30 protein-coding genes are annotated in these 25,677 nt (G+C 43.4%); 7 read left to right on the top strand and 23 right to left on the bottom strand.

Annotated features, from left to right (window positions below):
- The 20 genes from ICV90_RS01690 to ICV90_RS01595 all read right to left on the bottom strand — a co-directional run bounded on the left by ICV90_RS01690 (position 1) and on the right by ICV90_RS01595 (position 17,253).
- A complete protein-coding gene (locus ICV90_RS01690) occupies positions 1–1,143 on the bottom strand; it encodes a glycosyltransferase family 4 protein (RefSeq protein WP_215359159.1) in 1,143 nt (380 codons plus the stop codon).
- Positions 1,143–2,081, bottom strand: coding sequence for a glycosyltransferase family A protein (locus ICV90_RS01685; protein ID WP_215359157.1), 939 nt, complete (start codon positions 2,079–2,081; stop codon positions 1,143–1,145). The genes ICV90_RS01690 and ICV90_RS01685 overlap by 1 nt, the downstream gene beginning before the upstream one ends.
- Positions 2,078–2,944, bottom strand: coding sequence for an alpha-1,2-fucosyltransferase (locus ICV90_RS01680; protein ID WP_215359155.1), 867 nt, complete (start codon positions 2,942–2,944; stop codon positions 2,078–2,080). The genes ICV90_RS01685 and ICV90_RS01680 overlap by 4 nt, the downstream gene beginning before the upstream one ends.
- A gap of 18 nt (positions 2,945–2,962) precedes the next feature.
- Entirely contained in the window at positions 2,963–3,649 is a 687-nt protein-coding gene (locus ICV90_RS01675; protein WP_215359153.1) for a class I SAM-dependent methyltransferase, read from the bottom strand.
- A 6-nt stretch (positions 3,650–3,655) separates the two neighbouring features.
- Complete coding sequence (locus ICV90_RS01670) at positions 3,656–4,972, bottom strand: lipopolysaccharide biosynthesis protein (RefSeq protein WP_215359151.1); 1,317 nt, start codon at positions 4,970–4,972, stop codon at positions 3,656–3,658.
- Positions 4,973–5,980 carry a UDP-glucose 4-epimerase GalE gene (gene galE, locus ICV90_RS01665; protein ID WP_215359149.1) on the bottom strand — a complete coding sequence of 336 codons (1,008 nt, stop codon included), beginning with the start codon at positions 5,978–5,980 and terminating at the stop codon, positions 4,973–4,975. It abuts the gene before it with no gap.
- Positions 5,977–7,374, bottom strand: a complete 1,398-nt coding sequence (locus ICV90_RS01660; RefSeq protein WP_215359147.1) for an O-antigen ligase family protein — start codon at positions 7,372–7,374, stop codon at positions 5,977–5,979. The genes galE (ICV90_RS01665) and ICV90_RS01660 overlap by 4 nt, the downstream gene beginning before the upstream one ends.
- 14 nt (positions 7,375–7,388) lie before the next feature.
- On the bottom strand, positions 7,389–8,366 hold the full coding sequence (locus ICV90_RS01655) for a GDP-L-fucose synthase (RefSeq protein ID WP_215359145.1): 978 nt from the start codon (positions 8,364–8,366) through the stop codon (positions 7,389–7,391).
- A gap of 32 nt (positions 8,367–8,398) precedes the next feature.
- Positions 8,399–9,538 (bottom strand): GDP-mannose 4,6-dehydratase, encoded by a 1,140-nt coding sequence (gmd, locus tag ICV90_RS01650; protein WP_215359143.1) that lies wholly within the window; start codon positions 9,536–9,538, stop codon positions 8,399–8,401.
- A gap of 3 nt (positions 9,539–9,541) precedes the next feature.
- Positions 9,542–11,017: a mannose-1-phosphate guanylyltransferase/mannose-6-phosphate isomerase gene (locus tag ICV90_RS01645; protein WP_215359141.1), complete on the bottom strand. Its 1,476-nt coding sequence runs from the start codon at positions 11,015–11,017 to the stop codon at positions 9,542–9,544.
- Positions 11,018–11,396: 379 nt separating this feature from the next.
- Positions 11,397–11,912 (bottom strand): HPP family protein, encoded by a 516-nt coding sequence (locus ICV90_RS01640; RefSeq protein WP_251367761.1) that lies wholly within the window; start codon positions 11,910–11,912, stop codon positions 11,397–11,399.
- A 250-nt stretch (positions 11,913–12,162) separates the two neighbouring features.
- On the bottom strand, positions 12,163–12,471 hold the full coding sequence (locus ICV90_RS01635) for a high-potential iron-sulfur protein (protein WP_215359138.1): 309 nt from the start codon (positions 12,469–12,471) through the stop codon (positions 12,163–12,165).
- A gap of 425 nt (positions 12,472–12,896) precedes the next feature.
- The gene (gene folE, locus ICV90_RS01630; protein ID WP_215359136.1) at positions 12,897–13,661 is read right to left on the bottom strand and encodes a GTP cyclohydrolase I; all 765 of its coding nucleotides are present in this window, start codon (positions 13,659–13,661) and stop codon (positions 12,897–12,899) included.
- An 85-nt stretch (positions 13,662–13,746) separates the two neighbouring features.
- Positions 13,747–14,118, bottom strand: coding sequence for an MAPEG family protein (locus tag ICV90_RS01625; protein ID WP_215359134.1), 372 nt, complete (start codon positions 14,116–14,118; stop codon positions 13,747–13,749).
- A gap of 25 nt (positions 14,119–14,143) precedes the next feature.
- Positions 14,144–14,776: a glycerol-3-phosphate 1-O-acyltransferase PlsY gene (gene plsY, locus ICV90_RS01620; RefSeq protein WP_215359133.1), complete on the bottom strand. Its 633-nt coding sequence runs from the start codon at positions 14,774–14,776 to the stop codon at positions 14,144–14,146.
- Positions 14,777–14,793: 17 nt separating this feature from the next.
- Entirely contained in the window at positions 14,794–15,726 is a 933-nt protein-coding gene (gene xerD / locus ICV90_RS01615) for a site-specific tyrosine recombinase XerD (RefSeq protein ID WP_371743882.1), read from the bottom strand.
- A complete protein-coding gene (locus ICV90_RS01610; protein ID WP_215359129.1) occupies positions 15,719–16,132 on the bottom strand; it encodes a type II toxin-antitoxin system PemK/MazF family toxin in 414 nt (137 codons plus the stop codon). The genes xerD and ICV90_RS01610 overlap by 8 nt, the downstream gene beginning before the upstream one ends.
- Positions 16,129–16,407, bottom strand: a complete 279-nt coding sequence (locus ICV90_RS01605; RefSeq protein WP_215360499.1) for a hypothetical protein — start codon at positions 16,405–16,407, stop codon at positions 16,129–16,131. Before ICV90_RS01605 ends, ICV90_RS01610 begins: the two co-directional genes overlap by 4 nt.
- 161 nt (positions 16,408–16,568) lie before the next feature.
- Positions 16,569–16,751, bottom strand: coding sequence for a CopG family antitoxin (locus tag ICV90_RS01600; protein ID WP_215359127.1), 183 nt, complete (start codon positions 16,749–16,751; stop codon positions 16,569–16,571).
- A 16-nt stretch (positions 16,752–16,767) separates the two neighbouring features.
- Complete coding sequence (locus ICV90_RS01595) at positions 16,768–17,253, bottom strand: YajQ family cyclic di-GMP-binding protein (protein WP_215321476.1); 486 nt, start codon at positions 17,251–17,253, stop codon at positions 16,768–16,770.
- Positions 17,254–17,390: 137 nt separating this feature from the next.
- Between ICV90_RS01595 and murB the strand changes: the two genes are divergently transcribed.
- Positions 17,391–18,428 carry a UDP-N-acetylmuramate dehydrogenase gene (gene murB / locus ICV90_RS01590; RefSeq protein WP_215359125.1) on the top strand — a complete coding sequence of 346 codons (1,038 nt, stop codon included), beginning with the start codon at positions 17,391–17,393 and terminating at the stop codon, positions 18,426–18,428.
- 24 nt (positions 18,429–18,452) lie between these two features.
- On the opposite strand, the gene xseA is transcribed toward murB, so the two are convergent.
- Positions 18,453–19,667: an exodeoxyribonuclease VII large subunit gene (gene xseA / locus ICV90_RS01585; RefSeq protein WP_215359123.1), complete on the bottom strand. Its 1,215-nt coding sequence runs from the start codon at positions 19,665–19,667 to the stop codon at positions 18,453–18,455.
- A 313-nt stretch (positions 19,668–19,980) separates the two neighbouring features.
- Between xseA and ICV90_RS01580 the strand changes: the two genes are divergently transcribed.
- From ICV90_RS01580 to adk, 6 genes are all read left to right on the top strand, one after another.
- Positions 19,981–20,649: a MotA/TolQ/ExbB proton channel family protein gene (locus ICV90_RS01580; RefSeq protein ID WP_215359121.1), complete on the top strand. Its 669-nt coding sequence runs from the start codon at positions 19,981–19,983 to the stop codon at positions 20,647–20,649.
- Complete coding sequence (locus ICV90_RS01575; RefSeq protein WP_215359120.1) at positions 20,646–21,137, top strand: biopolymer transporter ExbD; 492 nt, start codon at positions 20,646–20,648, stop codon at positions 21,135–21,137. Before ICV90_RS01580 ends, ICV90_RS01575 begins: the two co-directional genes overlap by 4 nt.
- Before the next feature lie 25 nt (positions 21,138–21,162).
- Entirely contained in the window at positions 21,163–22,254 is a 1,092-nt protein-coding gene (lpxK, locus tag ICV90_RS01570) for a tetraacyldisaccharide 4'-kinase (protein ID WP_215359118.1), read from the top strand.
- 72 nt (positions 22,255–22,326) lie between these two features.
- Positions 22,327–22,506: a Trm112 family protein gene (locus tag ICV90_RS01565; RefSeq protein ID WP_215359116.1), complete on the top strand. Its 180-nt coding sequence runs from the start codon at positions 22,327–22,329 to the stop codon at positions 22,504–22,506.
- A 21-nt stretch (positions 22,507–22,527) separates the two neighbouring features.
- Positions 22,528–23,301 carry a 3-deoxy-manno-octulosonate cytidylyltransferase gene (gene kdsB / locus ICV90_RS01560; RefSeq protein WP_215359114.1) on the top strand — a complete coding sequence of 258 codons (774 nt, stop codon included), beginning with the start codon at positions 22,528–22,530 and terminating at the stop codon, positions 23,299–23,301.
- Positions 23,302–23,416: 115 nt separating this feature from the next.
- On the top strand, positions 23,417–24,082 hold the full coding sequence (gene adk, locus ICV90_RS01555; protein WP_215359112.1) for an adenylate kinase: 666 nt from the start codon (positions 23,417–23,419) through the stop codon (positions 24,080–24,082).
- 63 nt (positions 24,083–24,145) lie between these two features.
- Here adk and galE (ICV90_RS01550) read toward each other — a convergent pair whose 3' ends face one another.
- Entirely contained in the window at positions 24,146–25,159 is a 1,014-nt protein-coding gene (gene galE / locus ICV90_RS01550; protein WP_215359111.1) for a UDP-glucose 4-epimerase GalE, read from the bottom strand.
- A gap of 46 nt (positions 25,160–25,205) precedes the next feature.
- Positions 25,206–25,652: a transcriptional regulator NrdR gene (gene nrdR, locus ICV90_RS01545; protein ID WP_215359109.1), complete on the bottom strand. Its 447-nt coding sequence runs from the start codon at positions 25,650–25,652 to the stop codon at positions 25,206–25,208.
- Positions 25,653–25,677: the final 25 nt, after the last annotated feature.

Genomic DNA, 25,677 nt, shown 5'->3' with positions numbered 1-25,677 from the left:
TTAGCCTTTAATGTTGGAATACCCTTGAGCTGCAAGATCAATTGCATTGGTCAACTGAATTGAAATTGCTGCCTCCGTAAAATCTGCTTGATATTGTTTTTCACCGGCCACAGAATATGTTTCCCAGAGTTCTGGGATATCTATCAAGATCTGAAGGGCCTTCAATTGCTCATCCGCAGTATTGGCCAAAATGCCCCCCTTAAAACTACTAACAGCCCCAACGCTCGTTGCGACAAAGGGGGTGCCGCAAGCCATTGCCTCGATTAGGGTCATTGGTAATGCCTCAGTAATGGATGGTGAGAATACCAAAAGACTTTCAGCAATCTCTTGAGCAATATTGCACTCATCATCCTGTAAAAAGCTAATTCGATTTTGAAGCTTCAATTGAGAAACAAGTTTTTGGCATGCCTCAAAATATCTGCCCTGACGATCACCAATAAAACGACAGCTAATGTGGTTTTCTAAGCGAGACAACAGTTGTATGGCAGCAAGCTGATTTTTGACCGAAGAAAAATAACCTATCACGAGGATCTGAATTTTGCGCTCTACCCTAGGCACATTCAATTTAATTTCATGGGCTGGAAAATTTTTGAGCACTGCTAATGGGACGCCCATTCCCTTTGCAAGATCTCGATCTGCAAATCTATTGGAAGTGGATTGATCGTCTAGGGTGGTAATCGCACTCAACTTTTTCATCAAGCGAGGAAGCTTGAAAATACGATACGGCAACCATGCTATTGAACGCAAAAATTGAGAAAGCGAATTCTCATAAGGATGCAAAGAGATTCCGTGACTAATCATCAAAATAGGGATATGCAATTCAGAGGCAATCTCAATCGCGCTATCGGTTAAAGCAGTTTGCCAAGCCTCAACAATAACTAGATCGGGTTTATTTTCAGAGAGCACTTGTTTTAGTCTATTTTTATCGAGCTGAACTGGTGAGTACAGCGCGCCCGACCCAGATGCAGGAATTTGAACTCTACTAGTTAATGAGAGCGAAATTGCATCTAGCCCCTGCATGGCGCCAATAATAGAAACCTCATGGCCCTGTTTGAGCAGTATCCGAGCATGGCTGAAAGCACTGAGCGATACCCCAGAGCGCTCAAATGGCGGCCAAGAACGTGAAATTAATGTAATTCGCACTAATGAGCACCAGTCAAAAAATAATGGAGCTTCATTTCAGCCATTTTAATTAAGGAAAAACCAATCAGCACCCAACGCTTAGTCAGCAACTTCCAAGAACTCAGAGGGCATGCTAATTTCAAATGCTTAAATGCTAAATGAGGATTTCCAATTTTGAAGTAGAGTAAACCCAATACATAATTTTGGCGGCCTAATGCGCTCCGAATGACGGTTTGATTAATTCGAGACTCTATCCTTTGATAAAGAAGCTTTTGACCATCAATCTGTTTAGGGGAGATAGTGCTGATGGCATCAGACCCCACCCAGTAATTACCTAAGCATTGATTGAGAAAATAAAAATGGGCTCCCGAACTTGCCAGTCGGAGCCAACAATCAAAATCCTCAAGTGCAATTAAACCCCTCTCCTCAGACATGCCACCATGAGAAAGAATCAGATCTTTTCTCACTACCGCAGCTGAGGTTGGGATTGGGTTGCCCAACAAAAGCATTTGCTGAAAAGGATCACCATTTAGAGGATCCCCTAAGCGTGAGCGTTTTTCTCGAGAGCTACCAGAGTCAAATTCCCTAATCACCCTTAAGGGATGATAGAGAAAATCTACGCTTTCACTTAAGGCTTGTGCAACCGCCTCTAAGCGATTTTCATCCCACCAATCATCTGAATCCAAGAAAGCAATCCATTCGCCCTGTGCAAGTTTTAAACCTTCATTTCTGGGTTTAGCGGGACCGCCCCAGTTTGGAATTTGATTAAGTCCAATGTCTAGTGTCTGCTCAAATTCTTTTACGACCGAGGCAATATCTTCAGTAGAGCCATCATCACAAACGATGACCTCAAAATCTTTAAAGGTTTGAGACTTCAAAGACTCTAATGATCGCCTTAATTGCCAGGAGCGATTAAAGATCGGAATAATGATGGAAAAGAGGGGGTCATCCCGCATCATATTCCAAGCCAAGTAGAAGGAAACAAAGTGCTCGTATCTTTATTCACCAAGAACCATCTTTTAGGGTGAATTACAATCTTTTCAGGATTGGAATTAAGCCAAGCACCCCACCAACTAAAGCTACTATTGGCAATAATTTGGTGTTTGCAGTGCGACATCAAATGCAAATCTTGAAAAGATTGCTCTGCAAGGTTATGCCCAACAAATGTTACTGGAAAATGGAAGATTAAATTTTCACGAGCCCAAGCAAGGTCATCCGAAAATACATAAAAATGTGGATTTGCTACCTTTGAGGTAATCTGCTCAACCGCTTGTTGATAGTAATCTAGAGAACATACTCCATGGTGACTCGATGCGCTAGGATTAGTTAAGTAATCACCTCGACGAATGTGAACTGCAACCGAATTTTCGATAGCTATCTCATCCAAAAGTTTTTGATTAGCGGGTCCAGGCTCTATATTGGGCTGTAATTGAGCCCTAAGGGACCCTCCGATATCATCGAAATATAGATGACTCTGCCAATATCCATCTAAATAACAATTATTAGCAAAGTTAAAAAAGCACGGATCATATTGAAAGTGTTTTTCACGTTGATATTTCCAAAGGCGCGGTAAAAAAGGAATTCTGCGCAGAACCCTACCGTGATAAAAAGTAAAAGCAGCAACTTCTTTTGGTGAGGCTACTCTAGCAATAATAGGATATTTACCTAGCTCAAACTTTCTGCGAGTATTTCCAACTGGAGCATTCTTAAACCACTCTAAATCAAGAATTAACTCAGTATTGTGGTGATCTGCAAGTGAGCGCCCAGCAGCATACTGAAATAATTGATTGCCCAACCCTCCATTTAGTTTAGTAATAATCATTGAGATTCATAGGTAGAATTAGCTCCTACCGAGCCCCAATAGTTTAATTAAACGAGAGAACTTTCTAATCAGTCTACGAGATAATGTATTACCATTTTGCTGCCATTTACTGTCATATTGCGACAAGTCTTTCTGCTCAATAATTGAAACTGGGCTCTCATACTCAAAGCCAATAAAAAAATGTTCTAAATTGTTGCTCACTAAGTCATCCCAACCCAACTCAAGGGCCGTGCGCATTTCAGAAGAAATAGAGTTAAATTGAGATAATGCAGTTTTTCGTTTTGGTAAATATTTAATCACGCACTCTTGCAGATCAAACCACACAAATTGCGTATGTACATCGAAATTGAATAAATACTCATAAGGAGGCAATGGGAACTCTAAGTATCCTCTCCCGCCTCCCACTCGGTAGATCTCCGACATAAATACTTCAGGGTTGGGAACGTGCTCAAGAACATGCGAAGCTATTACATAGTCAAATTCCCCGTCGTTGAATGGAAACTTTTCTCCAGAATAATAAATAACTGGTCGACCTTGAAAATTTGGAGAGGCTTTTATATCGCCCCTTTGCTCAATTGCCTCATTCTCATCAAGAAACCGGTATTCTAGAAATGTATTGGCTCTTGGATGCGGTGTGGCACCCGGACCAATTTCCAAGACTTTATCGCCCGCCTTAATTGATAAAATTTTATGTTGAAAGAACATGTTTATTTAGTCTTTTGTCGCTCTAGATTGCATATTTAACCATAGCAAACCAAAGATTAACTGCAAGAATGTCATGGCTAGCCAGTATATGCCGCCCGCTGTAATTCCAAAAATTGAAACTATAGACAATATAAGAGGCAAAATTAATATCAGAATCACTGCGTTTGTTTTGATAACCCACCTACCATCACCGCTAACTAAAACTCGCTGGTAGATAAGCTGATAAATCGCATTACATGCTACCGCGCAAAAAAGTAGACTTAGAACAAGGGAACCTTCGGAAACTACTTCAGGATTTCCGATCCACACCTTAAGAATCCAGGGTGACAATAAGGCCAAAACCAGACAAGGCACAATACAAAGGAAAGTCATTCCAAAGGCCAGCCTTCTGAATGAGGACTTATTGTTACCGGCAAGATCTTGAGTCATCCGCGGTAAAAAGGCCCTTACCAAAGGGTGCTGTAATTGCATCACCGCCAAACCTAAATTAGCTACAATTACGTAGATACCAAAGGATGCCACATCGACATACTTTGATAAGACAATGCGATCCATTTGCGAAGCAAGCATGCCAATGAGCACGCCTACAAACAACATACCCCCTTCACTTCCTAATTTTTTATAATCCATCCAATCAATGGGCTGCGCATGAGAGCCCTTTAGGGATTGAGAAATAGCATGTCTATTTGTGAAAAATTCAAAAGCAGACACCACAGTAAATGGGATGAGATACGCGATAGCATCGGCCTGCCAAAAATAGACGAGACTGAGCGCTCCAAAATGTTTTAAAGAGCCAAAAGCGCATTGTCGAAAATTGGCCATAGCTTGAAGTTGTTTTCCATTCCAATAACCAATATTGGCATTATTAGAAAACTGAAATAAAAATTGAACGATCACCAAATGAAATGCCCAACTATCTTGAGCGCTAAATGAGTTGCCCCCACTAAACCAATGATCCACTAACCAAGGGACAGAGAACTGCCCAATGAGAAAACCACTTAAGGCTAAAAACAGATAAGTTCTTTGGTAAATAACATATGTTTTTAGACAGGCATCAGGATCGTGTGAAACTCTAGCGACGTCCCTTGGCATAATTTGCGCCAAGCCCGCATCCAATAGATTAAAAAAACCTTGAAGAGCCATGCATATGGCCACTATTCCCCACTGTTCCGAACCTAAAAATTTCAAATAAAAGGGAATCAGTAGGATAGATAACCCTCCCATCCAAATTACCGCCAAGTAATTCGTAAAAATATTACGAGCTAATTGGCTTTGAAATAAGGCCTTATATTGTATCGGGTCAAAAAAAGTTTCTAGCTTCAATTAAGGTAGATTTTTCCGGTATTGTTGCCACAACCATCCTGAAGCGCACATGTCATGAACATTGCGTTTTGTTTGCCAGCCAAGAATTTTCTTGGCTTTATCTACTTTAGCAAAACAAGATGCGATATCGCCAGCACGTCTTTTTTCAATCGAATAGCGTATTGACTTTGCTGAAGCCTTTTCGTATTCATTGAGAACTTCAAGAACACTAATGCCCTTACCAGCGCCTAAATTGACCGCAATCCAACCGGGATTAGTCGAAAGATAATTTAATGCAGCCAAATGCCCCTCGGCTAAATCCATGACGTGGATGTAATCTCTCACTCCAGTTCCATCAAGCGTTGGGTAATCGCCTCCATAAACACTGAGTTTTTCTAAATTACCAATTGCCACTTGTGCAATATAAGGAACCAGATTATTAGGAATCCCATTAGGATCTTCTCCAATCAGCCCAGATTCATGGGCGCCCACTGGATTGAAATATCTTAAGCAAATGATTTTCCATTCGCGATCCGAGTTAGCCACATCTTTTAACATTTCCTCAATGTGAAGCTTGCTGCGTCCATAGGCATTGGTTGCGCTAGTAGGATGTTCTTCATCAATGGGTAAGTATTGTGGATCACCGTAAACGGTTGCACTTGAACTAAATACTAAACTTTTGACATTTACCAAGCTCATAGCCTCAAGCAGACTAATCGTTCCCTGGACATTATTGGCATAGTACTCAATGGGTCTATCAACTGATTCACCTACAGCCTTGAGGCCGGCAAAATGGATCACCGTATCAATTTGAAATTTTTCGAGGGTTTGAGCGATGAGCGCCGTATTACGGACATCACCATCAATCAAAGGCAGGCGTTTTTTTAAAATTCTCTCCAAGCGATCTAAGACACTTTTATCGCTGTTACAAAAATTATCAAAAATAACTATCTGATGACCCGCTTCAGTGAGGGTAACTGCCGTATGACTACCAATATATCCTGCGCCACCAGTGAGAAGGATATTCATAAGATCTTCCTTAAGGAATCAGATTGACAAGATTGCTCTTGAACCAACCCGGTGCAGAATGAAAGCCAAAATATCAAGCCTACAAAAGTAATTGTTTGGGCGGCCTCGGTAGTAATCCAAAGAAATAATATAGAAAGAAGAGACCAAAATACAAAACCACCCCATGGGTAGGAGACCTGAAAACTTTGCCAAATGAGCATTAGCAATGTCATCAATATAAGCGCAAGACCTGGCAATCCAATAGCCAATGCAATATCCAACCAACCGCTATGAGTATGAGAAAGATCTACGGAATCTGGCCACTTTTCCTTGGCAAGCTTAGAAAATGAGTCTTCAATTAAACCGTAACCCAAAGGGTTTTCTAAGCTTAATTGAGTGCCAGCAATACCCCACGCAATTCTTTGATAGTTGGTTCCGAATACTTGAAGTCCAAACTCATTTTTTGGCAGTCCTTTGCGTTCGTTATATTTCCAGTTGTCATATTTATCCAATTGGATTGCAATCTTTGCATCTGCCATTAAGGCTTTCCACGGCGCATTTTGTTGGACATGCACAAACATGACAACGCTAGTTATAAGCACTCCCGCTAATGCGAGAAATATTCTTTGTCTTATAGACTTGGTAGATTTTTCAAATAATAGAAATCCAACAAAAACTATCACGCAAAGAAGTACATACAGAAAACCATTCTTCATGGTTTGTACGTAAAACAGCAAAAGAGTCATAAAAATTACCACTAAATAAGGGAGCATTTTCCATAGACTTGCAAACATATTTAACTGTTTAGTTTGCAAAATATGCTTTATCTCCCCTAGTGCAATCGCTAAAGCAGGCAGGCAAAATGGAATGTAGTCCGACTTTGGAATATAAAAAGGAGCGGAACTTTGGTATATCTGCAAATAATTAGGAGCAATATATCCAAAGCTTGGACCATAGGTAGTGAGTAGAAATTTAACAACATAGATAGTGACTGGAATACACATTCCAAAATAAATCACATTCCAATATTTCTTATCCCGACTCATTGCAAGCGATAAACCAAGACCCAACGCAAAAATAAACCCAATGACTGCGTACTTCCAGATTCGTAAATATTCACGCCATTGCGCATTAAAGTCGTGGGATATGAATAATAGGTGCAACGTAGCCCAAGCAAATAACATGAGGAGGAAATAGCCTGGGAATGCGTTTTTCTTGAGAAATAACTCTTTATATTGAAAAATGACATAGGCACCAAAAAGTGCGCCCACAATGAGAGTCGTATTACGTACGCCCACTACTTCCGGCAATATCCACACCGCGTAGAGAGCTACGAAAGCAATGCATTGCACCCAAATCACCCAATTAGGAACTTTCGGCTTCTGCTGTCCCAATAGAGCATTGGAAATGATCATGTTGATAAAGGGTTTTATTGAGAATTTATTTTCTGAAAATCAGCATAAGCCAGCAGCAACCCCTGCTCCAAATCAACCTTGGGATTCCAACCCAACTTATTCAAACGGCAGGAATCCATCCATTTTCTTGGAGCGCCGTCGGGCTTTGTGGAGTCGTAACTGATATTGCCCTGATATCCAATCACCTTGCCAATGGTACTAGCTAGCTCTGCAATGGTCACATCAGAACCGAAGCCCACATTAATATGGCTTTGCATTGAGCTAGTTTGCTGTCCATAAATAGACTCATCTAGGTCCATCACAAACACTGAAGCTGCAGCCATATCATCTACATACAAAAATTCTCTCTTTGGACTCCCCGTGCCCCAAATGACCACTTCAGGTGCGTTGGTTACCTTAGCCTCATGAAATCTCCTAATGAGTGCAGGAATTACATGGCTATTTTCTGGGTGATAGTTATCGCCTGGACCATATAGATTGGTAGGCATTACCGATCTATATTCAATACCATGCGTCATGCCATACTGACGGTTGTAGCTTTCACACATCTTAATTCCAGCAATCTTTGCAATCGCATAGGGCTCATTTGTTGGCTCTAATTTTCCAGTCAATAGATCATCCTCACTCATTGGCTGTTTAGCCAGTCTTGGATAAATACAGCTAGATCCCAAAAATAGAAGTTTTTTTACACCGGATACGAAGGCTTGATGAATGACATTATTTTGCATCATCAAATTTTCATAAATAAATTGCGCTGGAAAAGTATTGTTAGCATAAATACCGCCCACTTTTGCAGCCGCTAAATATACTTGGGCCGGCTTCTCAGACTCAAAAAAAGATTTCACTGCCTCCTGATTCGTTAAATCGAGTTCAGCATGCGTTCGGGTCACAATATTCTGATATCCCTTTTCTTTTAGAGCGCGAACAATAGCTGCGCCGACCATGCCTCGGTGGCCAGCTACATAAATCTTTTGCTTTAAATCTGCAGACATTAATCAAGCACTCCAATAATCGTGCTACGCATTTAATTTTCCTTACCAACAGAGACGCTATGTCCATGCTTGAGTAGTAAGGCATGCTGTTTAGCTTTATCTAAGTCGTTAGCAACCATTTCTACAATCATCTGGTCAAGAGTAATTTCAGGCACCCAACCAAGCTCTGCTTTTGCCTTTGCAGGATCGCCGAGCAATGTTTCCACTTCAGTAGGTCGGTAGTAGCGAGGATCAATTTGTACAATCACGTCCCCCACCTTGAGGGCCGGGGCTTTATCACCTTCAATGGATGCAACAATGGCCTTCTCATTTTCAGCAATGCCTTCAAATTTAAGGTTAATACCTAATTGTTTCGCACTCCGAATAATAAATTCACGCACAGTAAATTGAACGCCTGTGGCAATAACAAAATCAGATGGCTGTTCTTGCTGAAGCATGAGCCATTGCATTCGAACATAGTCTTTTGCATGCCCCCAATCGCGCAATGCATCAATATTACCCATAAATAGGCATTTTTCTAGACCTTGAGCGATATTGGCTAGTCCACGAGTGACTTTGCGCGTAACAAAGGTCTCCCCGCGTCGCTTAGATTCATGATTAAAGAGAATGCCATTACAGGCATACATCCCATAAGCCTCGCGATAATTAACGGTAATCCAATAGGCATAAAGCTTAGCTACTGCATAGGGACTTCTTGGATAAAAAGGAGTGGTTTCTTTTTGCGGAATTTCTTGCACTAAACCATACAGCTCAGAAGTAGATGCTTGGTAAAACCGAGTTTTCTTTTCTAAACCCAAAATACGAATAGCTTCCAAAATACGCAATGGTCCGATGGCATCTACGTCAGCCGTGTATTCAGGAGACTCAAATGAAACGGCTACGTGACTTTGTGCGCCTAAGTTATAGATTTCATCTGGCTGGCATTCTTGAATAATCCGTACCAAATTACTAGTATCCGTGAGATCACCATAATGCAAGATCAAATCAGGATGATTTATATGGGGATCTTGATAAAGGTGATCAATACGTTCGGTATTAAAGGAGGATGATCGACGTTTGATGCCATGAACAATATATCCTTTTTCTAACAAGAACTCTGCAAGGTAAGAGCCGTCTTGCCCAGTAATGCCGGTAATGAGTGCTATTTTTTTGTCATGAATGCTAATGCTCATTTTTTAACTTCTTCCGTATGTATCTTCAAATCTTATAATATCGTCTTCACCCAAATAACTGCCTGACTGCACTTCAATAATTTCGAGTGGTGTGTTGCCAGGATTAGCTAAGCGATGAGTTTGTCCTTGGGGGATAAATGTACTTTCATTTTCTTTTAAAGTTACCACTTGATCGCCATTGGTAATCTCCGCTATACCCCTCACAACAATCCAGTGTTCGGCCCTATGGTGATGCATTTGCAATGAGAGGCTTGCGCCAGGCTTCACCTGGATGCGCTTAACCTTAAAACGCTCGCCCTCGTCTACACTATCATACCAACCCCAAGGCCTTGATACTTTGCGATGTAAACTCTTTTCTTCGCGCCCCTGCAGATCAAGTTGGCTAACAATGTTTTTAACATCCTGACTATTTTGGCGATTAGCAATTAAAACTGCGTCTGCGGTTTCCACAATGACCAAGTTTTCAATGCCAACAGCACTTACTAAGCGGCTACTAGCATGCACTAAAGAGTTTTTAGTATTTGCAAGCAATGTATCGCCACTCGTGACATTACCATTTGCATCCTGCTTACCTACTTGCCAGACTGCATCCCATGCGCCCAGATCACTCCAACCCGCATTTAGCTCTATCATCTTTATAGGGAAATGGGATTGCGGACATTTTTCAATGACTGCATAGTCAATCGACTCGCTTGGAACAGCTTCAAACTCAGCCTTTCCTGGGCGAATGAAACTCACTCCACCCGAGCTATCTTCAGACTTTGCTTGCCATGCATTACGTGTGGCGCCATCAATATCAGGACGAAACTCTTTGATACAAGATAACCATGTACTCGCTTTCATAACAAACATGCCGCTATTCCAGAGGTATGAGCCCTCGGCCAGATAGATCTCTGCAGTCTTGCTATTAGGCTTCTCCACGAAACGTTTGACCTCGTAAGCACCATTGACATCCTTACTTACTGCGCGCTGAATATAACCATATCCCGTTTCTGGTGTGGTTGGTGTAATACCCAAAATAGCAATTGAGTTTGGCGTAACCTCTACAGATCGAATGCAATCCCGTAATGCCTTGGTGAAAGCGTTTTGATTTTGAATGGTTTGGTCTGCGGGTGTAATCACCAAAATAGGATCTTCGCTATTCGATAGTTGCTGTGCACATAGTGCAGCCATACTTAATGCAGGTGCTGTATTTCGTCCAACTGGTTCAAGCAATAAAGTTGAATGAATGGAGGGCAAATCGCGCAATTGATCTAATACCAAGAATCGATGGTCTTCATTAGTCACTACCAATGTATTGCCAAGCTTTATATCTGGACTAGCAGCGGAGTTAATTCTATCTACCGCTTGCTGAAATAGGCTTTCAGAAGAACCATCACCCGACAAAACTAAAAACTGCTTAGGAAATCCGGAACGCGATAAAGGCCAAAGTCTGGTGCCTGACCCACCGCAAAGGATGACTGGGATAACTAAAGCCATGTGTCTATCGAAAGCCTTTTTTATTTGAATAGTTCCATTTTATAGGGTTTAGTTCGTTACAAAGTGCCAATTATTTATTAATATTCTTCAGGCGCACAATAGGAGATGCTGTTACGCGCCAGTATTTAAAACCATAAATAAGGAGTCAAAATGACAATAAGCAATATTCCGAAGATTAACCTTCGAAACTCACTAACAGAGTGTGGTCAGTCCATTCGCAAAGAAAATGCGGGTAAATACCAAAATTATGGAATTAAGGACTGCAAGGCCTCCATAGTAGCCGGACGCATCAAATAGATCCTTTTACAATTTAGAAAAAGGGCACTTTGCCCCTTTTTTATAGCCCTACGCTCGTAAAGCTGGTTCTCATCGCGAATGACTAGCTTGGTCTATTAGGGTAGCGCTTACCAGTGAGGTTGCTATAAGCCGCTCCAGCCAGAACCAATAGAATCGAATCAACCATTACCGGAAAAAACGCATAGCGGAAATGTAAAACATGTCCTAGCACCACAATTAAAGACACTGCAGCAGCTGGAGGATGTAAACACCGAAGTAAAAACATTCCCAAAATAGAAAAGCTAGCCGCTAACGGCATGGCTATCAGAGGCTCCCCAACTGCATGGAGAATGCAAATTCCAACCAAGGCGGATAAAGTATTGCCGGCGATCACAGCCCATGGCTGAGCCATTGGACTACCTGGCAATGCAAATACCAACAAGGCGCTAGCTCCCAATGAAGCCATAAGCCACTCATCAATGCCCCCAAGTTCTCCAAGGTACTTAGCGGTAGTAAGCACTAACATAAGACCAATAAAAGCGCCAAAACCAGAGCGTAATCGCTCCAACATAGCTACGGGAGGCTGGTCGCCACCAAAATAAAAAGCGTAGCGCTGCAAATTCTTTTTGATCCAGACTTTCAGGGTAAATCTCCTTGGATGACTTTTACGAAAAGGATACACCCCTTAATCAGAGTCTTAGCCAATGCAGCAATTAGGAAGGCGCGACACTATAAGATGCGGTCATTTATTCAACCCACTCTTATAGTCATTAATCGCCAGAATACAAAAAGCCACCCTAGAGTGGCTTTTTATTGTGCCCATTAAAACAGGGCATCAAAACAATTTATTACAACTGCTTGATATCTTATTACGCCTTCTTAGCGTAAGCAGAGCACCAGCCTTTGCCAGCAACTTGCTTACCAGCAAACAATGAGCAAGGACCTGCAGCTGCGTCAGCTTTACCTTGGAACAAAGCACAATTGCTGCACTGTTGACCAGCAGCATATTTCGCGTACTTTGCCTTATCTACCTTAGAGGCATCCGCTTTGTAACCCAATGCTGCAGCTTGTGGATCGGTTTCTGCAACCATTGCTTGAGCTTGAACTTTACCGTTCAATGCCAAAGTACAGGCACCAGCAGCAGACAAAATCATAAATTGGCGACGACTATTTTTCATGGATTCTCCAAAAATAAATCAGTGATTAACTTGCAAACGCATCAAGAAGCAATACGCAACTTTGAAAAGTCATAGTGATCATAGTGGAGAAGATTTAGGGATGCTTGCTGACACCTAAGTCAATGATTTATATGGGAATATAGTTGAGAATTGTTCTCATAAAATTTCACACTGGAAATATCGATTAATTCCAGCCCTTTAGCTTCATGCAATTAATCCACTGACGGATGTGGACCCCCGAACCAGATTCGGGGTAATCCTCCTTGCACTCTTTGATATCTTTGTTGTAAGCCGCTTTGTTATTCTTAGCTGGATCTTGATTTTCCGAGGGAAAAGTTGTGCAAGCGACAACGGTCAAAACAAGTAAGAGCAGTGAAAACCGATATCTAATTCGAAATATCTTGGTGTTCAATACGTGCCCCAACTTACTTACGATCAATTAATGCCAAGAACTCTCTACGCAAATTAGAATCTTTTAAAAAGGCTCCACGCATCACGCTATTGATCATCTTTGAGTCTCGATCTTTAACTCCGCGCCATTGCATACAAAAGTGATCTGCATCCATCACGACAGCTACACCTACCGGCTTGATCTTTTTCTCAAGCATGTCTGCCAATTCCACAACGGCTTCTTCTTGAATTTGGGGGCGGCACATAACCCACTCGGTCAAGCGCGAATACTTAGAAAGGCCAATCAGAGCGGATGCTTTGCTTGGCAATACACCGATCCAAATACGGCCCATGATTGGACATAAATGGTGTGAACAAGCGCTACGAACAGTAATAGGCCCAATAATCATGAGCTCATTTAAGCGACTCACATTAGGAAATTTCGTTAAGGTCGGTTGATCTACATAGCGTCCATTAAAAACTTCTTGGACATACATCTTCGCTACGCGACGACTCGTATTTTGAGTGTTGTGGTCATTTTCAGTATCAATGACAAGGCTTTCTAAGACGGCCTGCATCTTTTCTGCCACCTCATCTAACAGACCCTCTAACTCACCTGGCTTAATAAATGCAGAAATATTGTCATTAGCGTGAAAGCGGGCTTTTTGCGCTTCAATACGGCGACGAATTACTACTGACAATGGCAATCCAGAATCATCTTTTGCAGATTCTTTTTTAGTAACCGCTACCTTTTTTACTGCTACTGGCTTTTTCGTTACCGCTGTTTTTTTTGTTGGCATAAAGTAATTTGTCTCGGTGTTAATGGTTCTAGGTATGTTGATTGGTGACGTTACGTAACTTAGCCTGAATTAGCTATTGTGCTGTTTAGATCTGGAAAAACAATGCCACTACACAAATGATCCCAAACAACCAGACGATTGATCTAGTGGTTGGCCAATTGGCGATATAGCAAATCAGATAGGCGATACGTGCCAGCACAAAACCCATTGCCAGTAAGTCAATTCTGTCTTGTGGAGCATTGGCAACTGAAGCAATGATCACTGCAGCAAAGAACAAAGGTAAAGACTCAAATAAGTTAGCTTGAGCAGCATTTGCTCTAGCTCTAAACCCCGTTTGCTTAGCCAGCCATTGCCTAGGCATCGCATTGTCATAACCTTCAAAACCTTTTTTTGCGATGCCTGCTGCCACATAAGGCAAAAGACCCATGAAGAGAATGCAAGCGTAAGCAATAGTCATAAGAAGTACCGTTAGTTATTTTTAGTTATGTTGGAGTTTTTTTGGAGCCAATGCGACTCTCTTTGCCATTGAGTAAATTCTTGATATTGCTTCGATGGCGCCAGATGAGTAATGCACATACAACCAGAAGGGCTAAGCCCATCGGCTGAAAGCCGAATAAGAAAACAAAATAGATGGGGCCAAAGATTGCAGCAGCCAATGCCGCCAAAGAGGAGTAGCGCATAAACATCGCCACAATAATCCAAGTACTGAGGGTAGCTAATCCCAAAATCCAATTGATGCCAAACAAAATACCGCAAGCAGTAGCAACGCCTTTGCCACCCTTAAAGCCATGAAACACTGGAAAGAGATGTCCTAAAAATACTGCGAGCACAACACCGCACAAAAGCCATGAGTTCATCGTGGAAGTCAGAGATTCATCTCCAAGCAATAATCGCGCCAGCATGATAGCAAAGTAACCCTTCAAAGCGTCGCCAATCAGCGTTAAGACAGCAGCTAACTTATTGCCCGTTCGCAGCACGTTTGTTGCGCCTGGATTGCCAGAGCCGTAGGAGTGAGGATCAGGCAAGCGCATGCACTTACTCACCACTACCGCAAATGAAATGGAGCCTATTAAATAGGCAATCGGGATAAGCAAGAGATCAAGAGTCAATTCCATACCGCTATCTTAAACACTTATGAACCCCTGGGATGGTGCTGCTGATGTATGGATTTCAGTCTTTCTCTTGCCACATGGGTATAGATCTGCGTAGTAGAAATATCAGCATGACCCAAAAGGAGCTGGACCACCCTTAAATCCGCTCCATGATTGAGTAAATGGGTGGCAAATGCATGACGAAGGGTATGGGGTGATAGAGCAACCGGAATATTGGCCAATGTTGCATAGCGTTTAATCAGCGCCCAGAATGCTTGTCGAGTTAAACCAGTACCAGTGTGGCGCCCTACAAAAACGGCATCCGTTGTTTTACCCTCCAATAAGGGTGTTCGTGCTTCCGCCAAGTAACGCCTTAACCACTGGCCTGCTTCACCGCCAAATGGCACTAAGCGCTCTTTGCCGCCCTTACCATTAACCACCCTCACTACACCCTCATTCAAACCTAAGGCAACTGTTTTTAAAGAAACAATTTCAGATACACGCAAACCACTGGCGTACATTAATTCCAACATGGTGCGATCGCGCAGTCCCAATGGCGTATCAATATCAGGCGCATTAAGCAATGCAGTAATTTGATCTTCACTCAGCGTCTTTGGAAAACGCAGAGCTTGTTTAGCTGCGCGCAAACCAATACAGGGATCGCTCTTCACTAAATTGATACGGAGTGCATGACGATAGAAGCGCTTAAATACCGTCAAGCGTCGATTAGCGGTAGTTGCTTTGTCGGCACGTCGATGCGCTATGTAGGCTGTAAGATCTTTTTCAGTAACGCCATACAGGTCAGCTCCAGAGTCCTTATATAGCCACTGGGCCAATAACAATAAGTCTCTACGGTATGCAGACAAGCTATTTTGGGCTAGCCCATCCTCTAGCCAGCAAGCATCGCAGAAGCGCTCAATGGCCTCCTGGCTTATCACCGAAATTGGAGGTGTATTTTTTTTCATCCTATCGATTTGATGCTGCACGATAAGCCGCTTCAACAGCGCGAAGAATAGTTGCGTGCAAGGTGCCTAGCTTGGGTGTATTGCCATGCGGGCTTCTAGCGGGCACTTTGAAATAGCGCTCAGACCACGGCAGATCCACAATCATCTTGAAATCAAACTTTGTGTCGTAAGCCAATCCAGCTAGTGCGTAAGCAGCTGGATTCTTGGTCTGGGTTATTGCTACTTCGCCAGCTTTGAGCCTTGTCAGATTTTGGGATGTTCCATACACCACGCTGACCTGATTGCCATCATCCCTACGCTCGACACTCAGGACAATGGCTGGTCTGGGTTTGGGTCCTGGCTCACTATCAGGAACTTCTGGAAACAAACACCAAACGATATCGCCAGGTGCTGGCAACATCCAAGCCTGACTCATGCAAACAATGCATCGCGTGCAAGCAATTTTCCTTTTGGTAAGCGCTTGGCCGCATCCTTGCGCAATGCCAAGACTTGTTTTGCGGTCAACGGGCCATCATCAGGGGCATAAGAAGGCAAAACATCAGTAGCAAATTTTGACAAGGCCATATGGATAACCTGCGTTTCATTGACATCGAGCTCTTTAGCAATTGCCTTAACCGTTGTTCGAGTCACGCCAAATTGGGTGTCTTTAGAGCGGAATTTGACCAACAGGTTTTCGTTTGAAGCTCTCATGATGGCACCTCGTTAATTTATATATATATAAAATATATACTATTTTGGGTGTAATTGCAATCTTTACGCTCCCATTGAATAGATGGGATTTAACCCAAATCAACGGCAAATTACGGATACCTGATTTAACTAATTTCCGGGTTCCTTCACCAAATAAAGTCCTATATCAATTTTCCAAATACCCCAACTTGAGACTTCATAGTCGCAGAGTGGGGTCTTAGATTTGGTGTTGCCACTCTTAATGCTTTATTTAAATCAAAATAATCAGAAGCATCATTCATTTCCCAAAACCGTCTTTCATCAAGTTCTGATTGAAATATAGGAATGGGTTTAAGCATCTTCATTGCACTAAGCTTCTTCTTAGTCACGGAAATTATTAAAGCCCAATGGCGCTTCTGTTACTTCTTTTTTAAGCAAGGCCATTGTTTCTTGTAAGTCATCACGCTTTGCACCCGTGACACGCACTGCATCACCCTGAATACTGGCTTGTACTTTGAGCTTGCTGTCTTTAATGATGCGCACAACTTTTTTTGCTAAGTCCGAAGTGATCCCTTTTTGAATCTTCATCGTTTGCTTACGCTTATCGCTACCAATGGTTTCTGTTTTCTCATCTTTGAGATAACGCACATCCACATTGCGCTTAGCCATTTTATTAATCAAGACATCACGCACTTGACCTAATTTAAAATCGTCATCACCAAATAAAATGAGTGCCTCGTCTTTTTGTTCAACACGGCTATCAGACCCCTTGAAGTCAAAACGATTGGTAATTTCTTTATTTGATTGCTCGATGGCATTTTTGAGCTCAACCATGTCAGGCTCACAAACTACGTCAAATGTTGGCATTTTTACTCCCTATGTTTTCTCGTAATTACTCTCGTAATCTTTACATTTCCTGGCTATTTTGGCGTCCATCACAGATTTCTTGCTTCCTATGCTGCCAAAAAATATGCTCAGGGTTCTTTTACGAATAAGATTGTGGCATGAACCGTGCTCAAAATGCGCCCCAGCCCGCAAAATTGATCCCAAATTTGGGATTGAAGCACCGCAACACCTTTGGCTTTGACGCTAGCGCGGAACTGGCCTACGAAATTACCGCGCCCGAGCAAATTCCGGGAGTAATCGCAGAGGTTGCTGAAAAAAAACTGCCATGGCGGGTTTTAGGCGGGGGTAGCAATGTCATTCTCCCAAGCACTTTGCCAGGTGCCACCCTCCTCATGAATATCGCTGGGCAAGAAATCATTTCCTCCGATGACAAGGCAAGCTATCTAGCAGTCGGTGGTGGTGTTAACTGGCATGAACTCGTTGCCTGGACGCTCGAGAATGATTTGCCTGGTTTAGAAAACCTAGCACTTATCCCTGGGACAGTTGGGGCAGCACCCATCCAGAACATCGGCGCCTATGGTGTAGAAGTTGCAGATTACATAGACAGCATTGAAGCCTTTGATACAAAAGAGCATGCCTTTGTCACCCTCCAAAATGAGGCGTGCCACTTTGCTTACCGCGATAGCTACTTCAAGAAAAATCCCTACCGCTTTATTGTGACAAAGGTCGTTTTTAAACTGCCTAAAGCTTGGCAGGCGCGTATCCACTATGCAGATCTTGCAAAGCAATTTTCTGAGAACTCCAGCCTAAGTCCTGAAGATATCTTCTTAGCGGTATGTAAAGTGCGTACTCATAAGCTGCCAGATCCCAAGGTGATTGGTAATGCTGGGAGCTTCTTTCAGAACCCTGTAGTTCCTATTGAGCAGTATGAAACTTTGCTTAAGACTCATTCAGATCTAGTGTCTTATCCAGACGCAGCCGGTAAGCGCAAACTCGCAGCCGGTTGGCTAATTGATCAATGCGGCTTTAAGGGCCAACGTATGGGCTCGGTTGGTGTTTATGAAAATCAAGCGCTTGTACTAGTCAATCATGGTGGCGGTACCGCTCAAGACATTCTGGGCTTGGCCAAATGCATTCAGGAAAAAGTGCACGATAAATTTGGTGTTAGCTTACAGATTGAACCGAACATCCTCTAGTCATAGCACTAAGTAGAATTTTGCCTACTTCACACGAGCGACTTTAGCTAACTCTACTGTCACACTACCCTCGGCAACCTGTATTTCATATTCTTGATCCGTAACCAGTTCATTTGGTTTGCGCACTGCATGCAACTCTTCTTTGTTTTTACTCAGTATCACCGCATATCCACGCTCCAACGTTCTCTGTGGATTGAGCATCTCTAACTGAGATTGATAGTGCACTTGATTACGCTTCCAGTTTTCCATGCGCACTGACCACGCTTGGTTTAATCGTTGCTGCCAGCCATAAATTTGTTCACGCATGCGGTCCGGGTTGGGCAAGGCATGACTGAGTCTCAAAGCCAATTGATCTAAGGTTTGTGCCTCGCGCTCAACTCGCTGACTGATGCGCTGAAGCAAGGCCTGCATGATGGCATCAAGTTCTTGCAACATTTGATCCCTACGTGGCGCCGCAAGCTCTGCCGCACCCGTCGGCGTTGGTGCACGCAGGTCAGCAACAAAGTCAGCAATCGTGAAATCAGTTTCATGTCCAACGCCGCTTACGACCGGGATGGATGAATCTGCAATCGCATAAGCGAGTTGCTCATCATTAAATGCCCACAGATCTTCAATGCTGCCACCACCGCGCACCAGCAAGATGACATCAACTGCTTTTTCTTTATTAGCAGCTTTGAGTGATGCAACAATTCCAGCGGGAGCATCGGGACCCTGAACCAAGGTTGGATAAATCACAATCGGAATATGCGGCGCTCTTCTTGCCAAAGTGCTTAAGACATCTTTGAGTGCAGCTGCTTGTGGTGATGTGATGATGCCAATGGATCTTGGATGCGTTGGGATCTCGCGTTTGCGCTCATCATCAAACAAACCTTCTTTAGCGAGTTTGGCTTTGAGTTTTAAGAAGGCTTCATAAAGTCCACCCATACCTGCGCGACGTAAAGTCTGAATGGTGAGCTGAATATCTCCGCGAGGAACATACATACCCAGATTGGCGCTTACCTCAACCAAATCTCCGGATTGCGGCATAAACCCGACCTGACCATTACGGCCACGGAACATGACACAGCGAATCTGCCCCTCTTCGTCTTTCAAAGAGAAATACCAGTGCCCACTGTCATAAGCTTTAAAGTTCGAAATCTCCCCGCTAACCCAAACGGCATCGAAACGATCCTCCAAAGAGGCAGCAATGGCGCGGTTTAGATCACCGACACTTAGAATTTCCCTTGATATTTCCGACATTTTTTCTCTTTAATCACACGGCCATCTGGCTTAGGCGCCAATAAATATCCACAGATACAGACTCACTCTAGGTTAAATGCTCATAAGTAAGTAATTACTGACCCAAAACGTCTCATAAATCCAACATACAAAATACAAGTCATTGATTTATATAAGAATTAATCTGCTCAATAAGCTCAATTTAAATCAATATAAAACCTAGTCAACCATCTATCAAGGACTTACGGGGCAAATTGAAAAAAGTTTTGCACAGAGTTATCCACAGGCTAGCTTTCTGAAACAGGCTTTTTAATTCAGCTAAAGTACTGAGCTTATGTACTCCATCTTACTATCCGCTGGCTGGCCCATTTGGCCCCTCTTGATTATTTCCATTATTGGCCTGGCTATTGCCTTAGAGCGAACCTGGTATCTACGACAAACCCATATTTTTCCCAAAAACAGTCTGGAAAGTGTCTTTTCTCTTGCAAATCAGATTGTTGGGAGCAAATCCCCAGTTTCTGAACAGCAGATTGCAGCATTAGCCAGCCTTTCCCCAGCAAGCCCTTTATTGGCATGCGCACTAAAAGAAAAATTGTCTGGCAGTAGTTCCGAGGCTGCTTTAGAAGAATTACAGGCTAGCGCACAAGCGACTTGGCAAAATTTAGATCGCTACCTTGGCGCGCTAGCTACGATTGCGACGATTGCCCCTTTGCTTGGTTTATTTGGCACAGTGGTTGGCATGATTGAAATTTTTGGTAGCCAAGGCGCAATGAATGGCACTGCGGGTAGCCCGCAACAATTGGCGCATGGTATCTCAGTGGCGTTGTACAACACTGCATTTGGATTATTGATCGCCATTCCAGCGCTTGCTGCATGGAGAGGTCTACGTGCAATGGCCAATCAACGTCAACGCGAATGCGAAGAATTTACGCGTCAACTATTTAAGAAGCTCTATCCAAACACTCCAAACGTTCCAAACAACGCTATTGATACTTCAAAATGAGTTGGTTAGATACACACCCACAAGCTAAGAGAAGATTTTCTCTGGGGGCAGGCGTTAGTGACTCTAGCGCTGCATCAATAGAACCAGAAATTAATCTCATTCCTTTTATTGATGTGCTCTTAGTAGTGCTGATCTTCTTAATGATCTCCACAACTTTTACACGCTATCAAGAATTAGCTATTACCTTACCCACTGCCAATGGCAGTGAAAGCCAAGCAGAGATAAAGCAAATTCATATTGCAGTCAGTCGTGATGGCCGCTTTGCGGTTAATGGCAAAGTCACCGATCGATCACAACTCGGTTATGCGCTAACTCAGCTCAATGGACAAAGCTCTCAGAAAGATGGCGCCAACTCTTTGCAGGTCAACATCGATGCTGATGCAAGAGCGCCCCACCAGGCGGTCATGAGCGCGCTTGAGGCGGCACGCGATGCCAATCTCTCTAATATTGTCTTTAGCAGCCAATTTAGTAATCAAACTAAGAAATAATTTCCGAATAAAGAAACTATTCTTCATGTCATTTTCTTTTTTCCGTAAAGCGCCCAAGTTTTGGGAAAGACGAGGTCCTACTAGCCTATTCTTATGGCCAATTTCTTGGCTGTATGGCTTGGTGATACGCGTACGAAAATTGATTCAGGATACCGGCCTAGTAAAACAAAAGCCTGCTTCAGTACCAGTCATTATTGTGGGTAATATTCGCGTAGGCGGAACAGGAAAGACACCCATCGTCATTGCTTTAGCAGAGCGCCTGCAACAACTTGGCTGGAGACCCGGCATCATTAGCAGAGGCTATGGTTCTTCTGCACAAACCACTCCATTGCAAGTTAGCAGTCATTCTGAACCATCTTTGGTGGGTGATGAACCTGTATTAATTGCAAAACGTACGCATGATCAATTTCCGATCTGGGTATTTCCAAAGCGTCAGAAAAGTATTCGGTCTTTACTCAAGCATTCACCAGATGTGAATGTCATCATCAGCGATGACGGCCTTCAACATAGCGGGTTAGCCCGCTGGCCTGCTCGCGAGGGTGGTCGCGATATCGAATTTGTAGTGCGTGATGGACGGGGCGAGGGCAATCGCTTTTTACTGCCGGCCGGTCCTTTGCGCGAACCAGCTACACGTGGACGTGATGCGACTTTATTTACTGGAAAAACAAAAGGTTCTGAATCCAGGTCTGGCCATCAGGAAGAATACTTTTTGGGGCGCCGTGCATTTTCGCTGCAGGGCAATTTGGGAAATGCCTATCAATTGATCAACCCAACAAATACACAGACGCTTGCTCAGATTGCCGATAGTTATTTACCTAATAAGATTACTGCTGTTGCCGCCCTGGGTAATCCACAACGCTTTTTTGATGATTTGCTCAAACAAGGTATTGCCGGCAAATCCATTCCTCTCTCAGATCACGCAACCTTCACTCCTGAGTTCTTTACCAAGATCAATGCGCAATGCATCCTCATTACCGAAAAAGATGCCGTGAAATGCGCAGCGATTGCAGACGAGCGTATTTGGGTGGTCCCAATGAATCTCACCCTCCCAGATAGTCTGGCTGACTGGCTGCAATCTATCCTACAAAGACCGGATCCTTATCGCTACACCTTGTAGGTTTAGCCTACATAGCACTACACTGTGTCCTCTTTTATTTAAACTCTTCATTTAGATCACTGCAAAGAAATCATGGATAAACGACTGCTCAATATTTTGGTTTGCCCTTTGTGCAAAAGCCAACTGCATTTAGATGCCGAGAAACATGAACTTATTTGCAAAGCAGACCGCTTGGCTTACCCCATTCGAGATGATGTGCCAGTGATGCTTGTTGATGAAGCACGCAGCATAAGCGCTGATGAAATCGTTTAATTAAATAAACATCACCTTTCAATGAACGCTGACTCCAAGGCTCCCGAATTTTTAGTTGTTATTCCAGCTAGACTAGGATCAACACGCTTACCGCGTAAACCTTTGGCGGACATTGGCGGCAAGCCTATGGTGATCCGCGTAGCTGAACGTGCCAAGCAATCACTTGCACAAAGCGTAGTGGTAGCTACTGATTCACCAGAGGTACAAGCCGCTTGTGATGAGCACCGCATCGAGTGCTTACTGACTGGCGCAGATCACCCAACAGGAACCGATCGCATTGCAGAGGTAGCGCAGTTACTCAAATTACCCAACAATGCATTAATCGTGAATGTACAAGGTGATGAGCCTCTCATTCCTCCAGAACTCATTAATCAAGTTGCTAGCACTTTGGCGCAGCATAAAGAGTGCGCCATCTCCACAGTAGCCGTACCCCTTACTGAAGCATCAGAGATCAATAATCCCAATGTGGTGAAAGTAGTGCTGAATCGCTTAGGTGAGGCACTGTATTTTTCAAGAGCGCCGATTCCTTTTGTGAGAGATCTTCAAGCCAATCAAAAAATAGAGCATTTACGCCATTTGGGGATTTATGCCTATCGAGCTGACTTTTTACAGGCCTATACCCGCCTAGAACCAGCACCCCCAGAGCAAGCTGAAGCATTAGAGCAATTACGCGCCCTGTGGAATGGCTATCGCATAGCTGTTCATACCGCATCAGAAGCACCCCCAGCTGGGGTTGATACCCTAGAAGACCTTGAAAGAGTACGTCAGTTACTGGCTCGCTCCTGGGCTAACTGAGGGCCAAAAGCCAAAGCCACCGTGGCTTTAAGTTTCTCGGGGATAATCCTAGGCAATAGGTAACTAAGATCCCGACAAAATACGGGACAATGACAGCTCTTCTAAGGGGAAAACAATGCGGTTGATTCTGCTCGGTGCACCAGGTGCTGGAAAAGGCACACAAGCTCAGTTCATTTGCGAAAAATTCGCTATTCCACAAATTTCCACAGGCGATATGTTGCGCGCTGCTGTGAAAGCGGGAACTGAACTCGGCGTTGCTGCTAAAAAAATTATGGATGCTGGCGGACTTGTTTCTGATGACATCATCATCGGCCTTGTGAAAGATCGCTTAACTCAACCTGATTGCAGCAAAGGTTATTTGTTTGATGGTTTTCCAAGAACCATTCCTCAAGCACAAGCCATGAAAGATGCTGGCGTTCCTATTGATTACGTTCTAGAAATCGATGTGCCATTTGATGCCATCATCGATCGCATGGGAGGACGTCGTGTTCACCCAGCTTCAGGTCGTACTTATCACATCAAGTACAACCCACCAAAGGTTGCGGGTAAAGACGATGTGACTGGTGATGATCTTATTCAGCGTGATGATGATAAAGAAGAAACTGTTCGTAAACGCTTACAGGTTTACGACGATCAGACCCGTCCATTAGTGGAGTACTACTCCTCATGGGCTGCGCAGGCCAACTCAACAGACAAGGTAAAAGCTCCAGCCTATCGCAAGGTGAATGGTACTGGCAGCGTCGAAGACATTACTACTTCGATTTTTGCTGAATTAGAGTAATTCAACCTATAAAGCAAAAAAGGACTGCAATGCAGTCCTTTTTTATTTATCTATTGAGAATGTTTATAGATAACCCTTTGGGTTATTTTTCTGCCATCTCCACGAATCCGCGCACATCCGATCAATACCTAATTTAGCTTCCCAACCCAAAACTGTTTTAGCAAAGCTAGGGTCAGCATAGTACTCGGCTAAATCACCAGAGCGAGGTCCAACGACCTCATACGGAATTGTCTTGCCAGAAGCTTTCTCAAACGACTTAATGACTTCAAGGACGCTATAAGGCCTCCCTGTGCCAAGGTTGACCGTAATAAACGAATTGTCGGGGCCCAAATGATTTAAAGCAGCTAAATGCCCGGCAGCTAAATCTTCAACATGAATATAGTCTCTCAAGCCCGTTCCATCTGGTGTTGGGTAATTGTTGCCGTAAACCATTAACTGGGGTCTCGTACCAATAGCCACTTGAGAAATGAATGGCATCAAATTATTGGGGGTTCCAAATGGGTCTTCCCCCATTTGCCCGGATTCATGAGCACCAACCGGATTGAAATAGCGTAGTAATGCAATCTGAAAGTCTGGTTTTGACTTTTTGAGGGATCGCAAAATATCCTCAACCATCAATTTGGTTTGACCATAAACATTAATTGGCTGTAACGGAGTACTTTCGCTATAACAAACAACTCCTGGGTTACCATATACGGTAGCCGAGGATGAAAATATTAGGGTATTGACATTGACCCGAAGCATTTCTTCAAAGAGGGTCACACTTCCAGAGACATTGTTATCAAAATATTTCAAAGGATTTTCTTCAGACTCACCAACCGCCTTTAATCCCGCAAAGTGAATCACCGCATCACATGAATATTGTTCAAATAAATGTCTTAAGGTTGTCCGATCCCGAATATCCCCTTCAACAAAATAGGGGCTCTTATTCGTAAGGTTTTCAATTCGTTGGATAACTGCTTTATTGCTGTTACAGAGGTTATCCAAAATCACCACATTGATACCAGCATTCAATAACTGCACTACGGTATGCGATCCGATATAGCCTGTCCCGCCAGTAACTAAAATTGTCTTCATACTTTCCTCAGGGGACACCTAATTTAGCGACAGAAAAGTTCGTTGATTACTTCAGCTCTTTGAGAGCGCTCTCAAAAGATTCAATATCCGCAAAGCTTCTATAGACCGAAGCAAAGCGGATGTAGGCTACTTTGTCCAGACGTTTGAGCTCACGCATCACCAGCTCACCTACACGCTCGCTCGGGATTTCTTTTTCACCAAGACTAAGAAGCTTCTCTTCAATACGCGCAATAGATTCATCAACGGAGTCTGAAGATACTGGGCGCTTACGCAGCGCTAGCTTGATTGAACTAGCTAGCTTATCGTGACTGTACTCAACCCGGCTACCGTTCTTTTTAACAATGGCTGGCAGTACTAATTCAACGCGCTCATAAGTTGTAAAGCGCTTATCGCATTTGGCGCAACGGCGGCGGCGGCGAATAGCATCGCCCTCGTCTGATACCCGGGTATCGAGAACCTGGGTATCTTCATTATGGCAAAAGGGGCAGCGCAATGAGCTCTTCTTTTCTTAGCTGGGT

It is taken from the genome of Polynucleobacter sp. JS-JIR-II-b4, from assembly GCF_018687815.1.
GTDB lineage: Bacteria > Pseudomonadota > Gammaproteobacteria > Burkholderiales > Burkholderiaceae > Polynucleobacter.
This window is presented reverse-complemented; position numbering and strand designations above follow the sequence as displayed.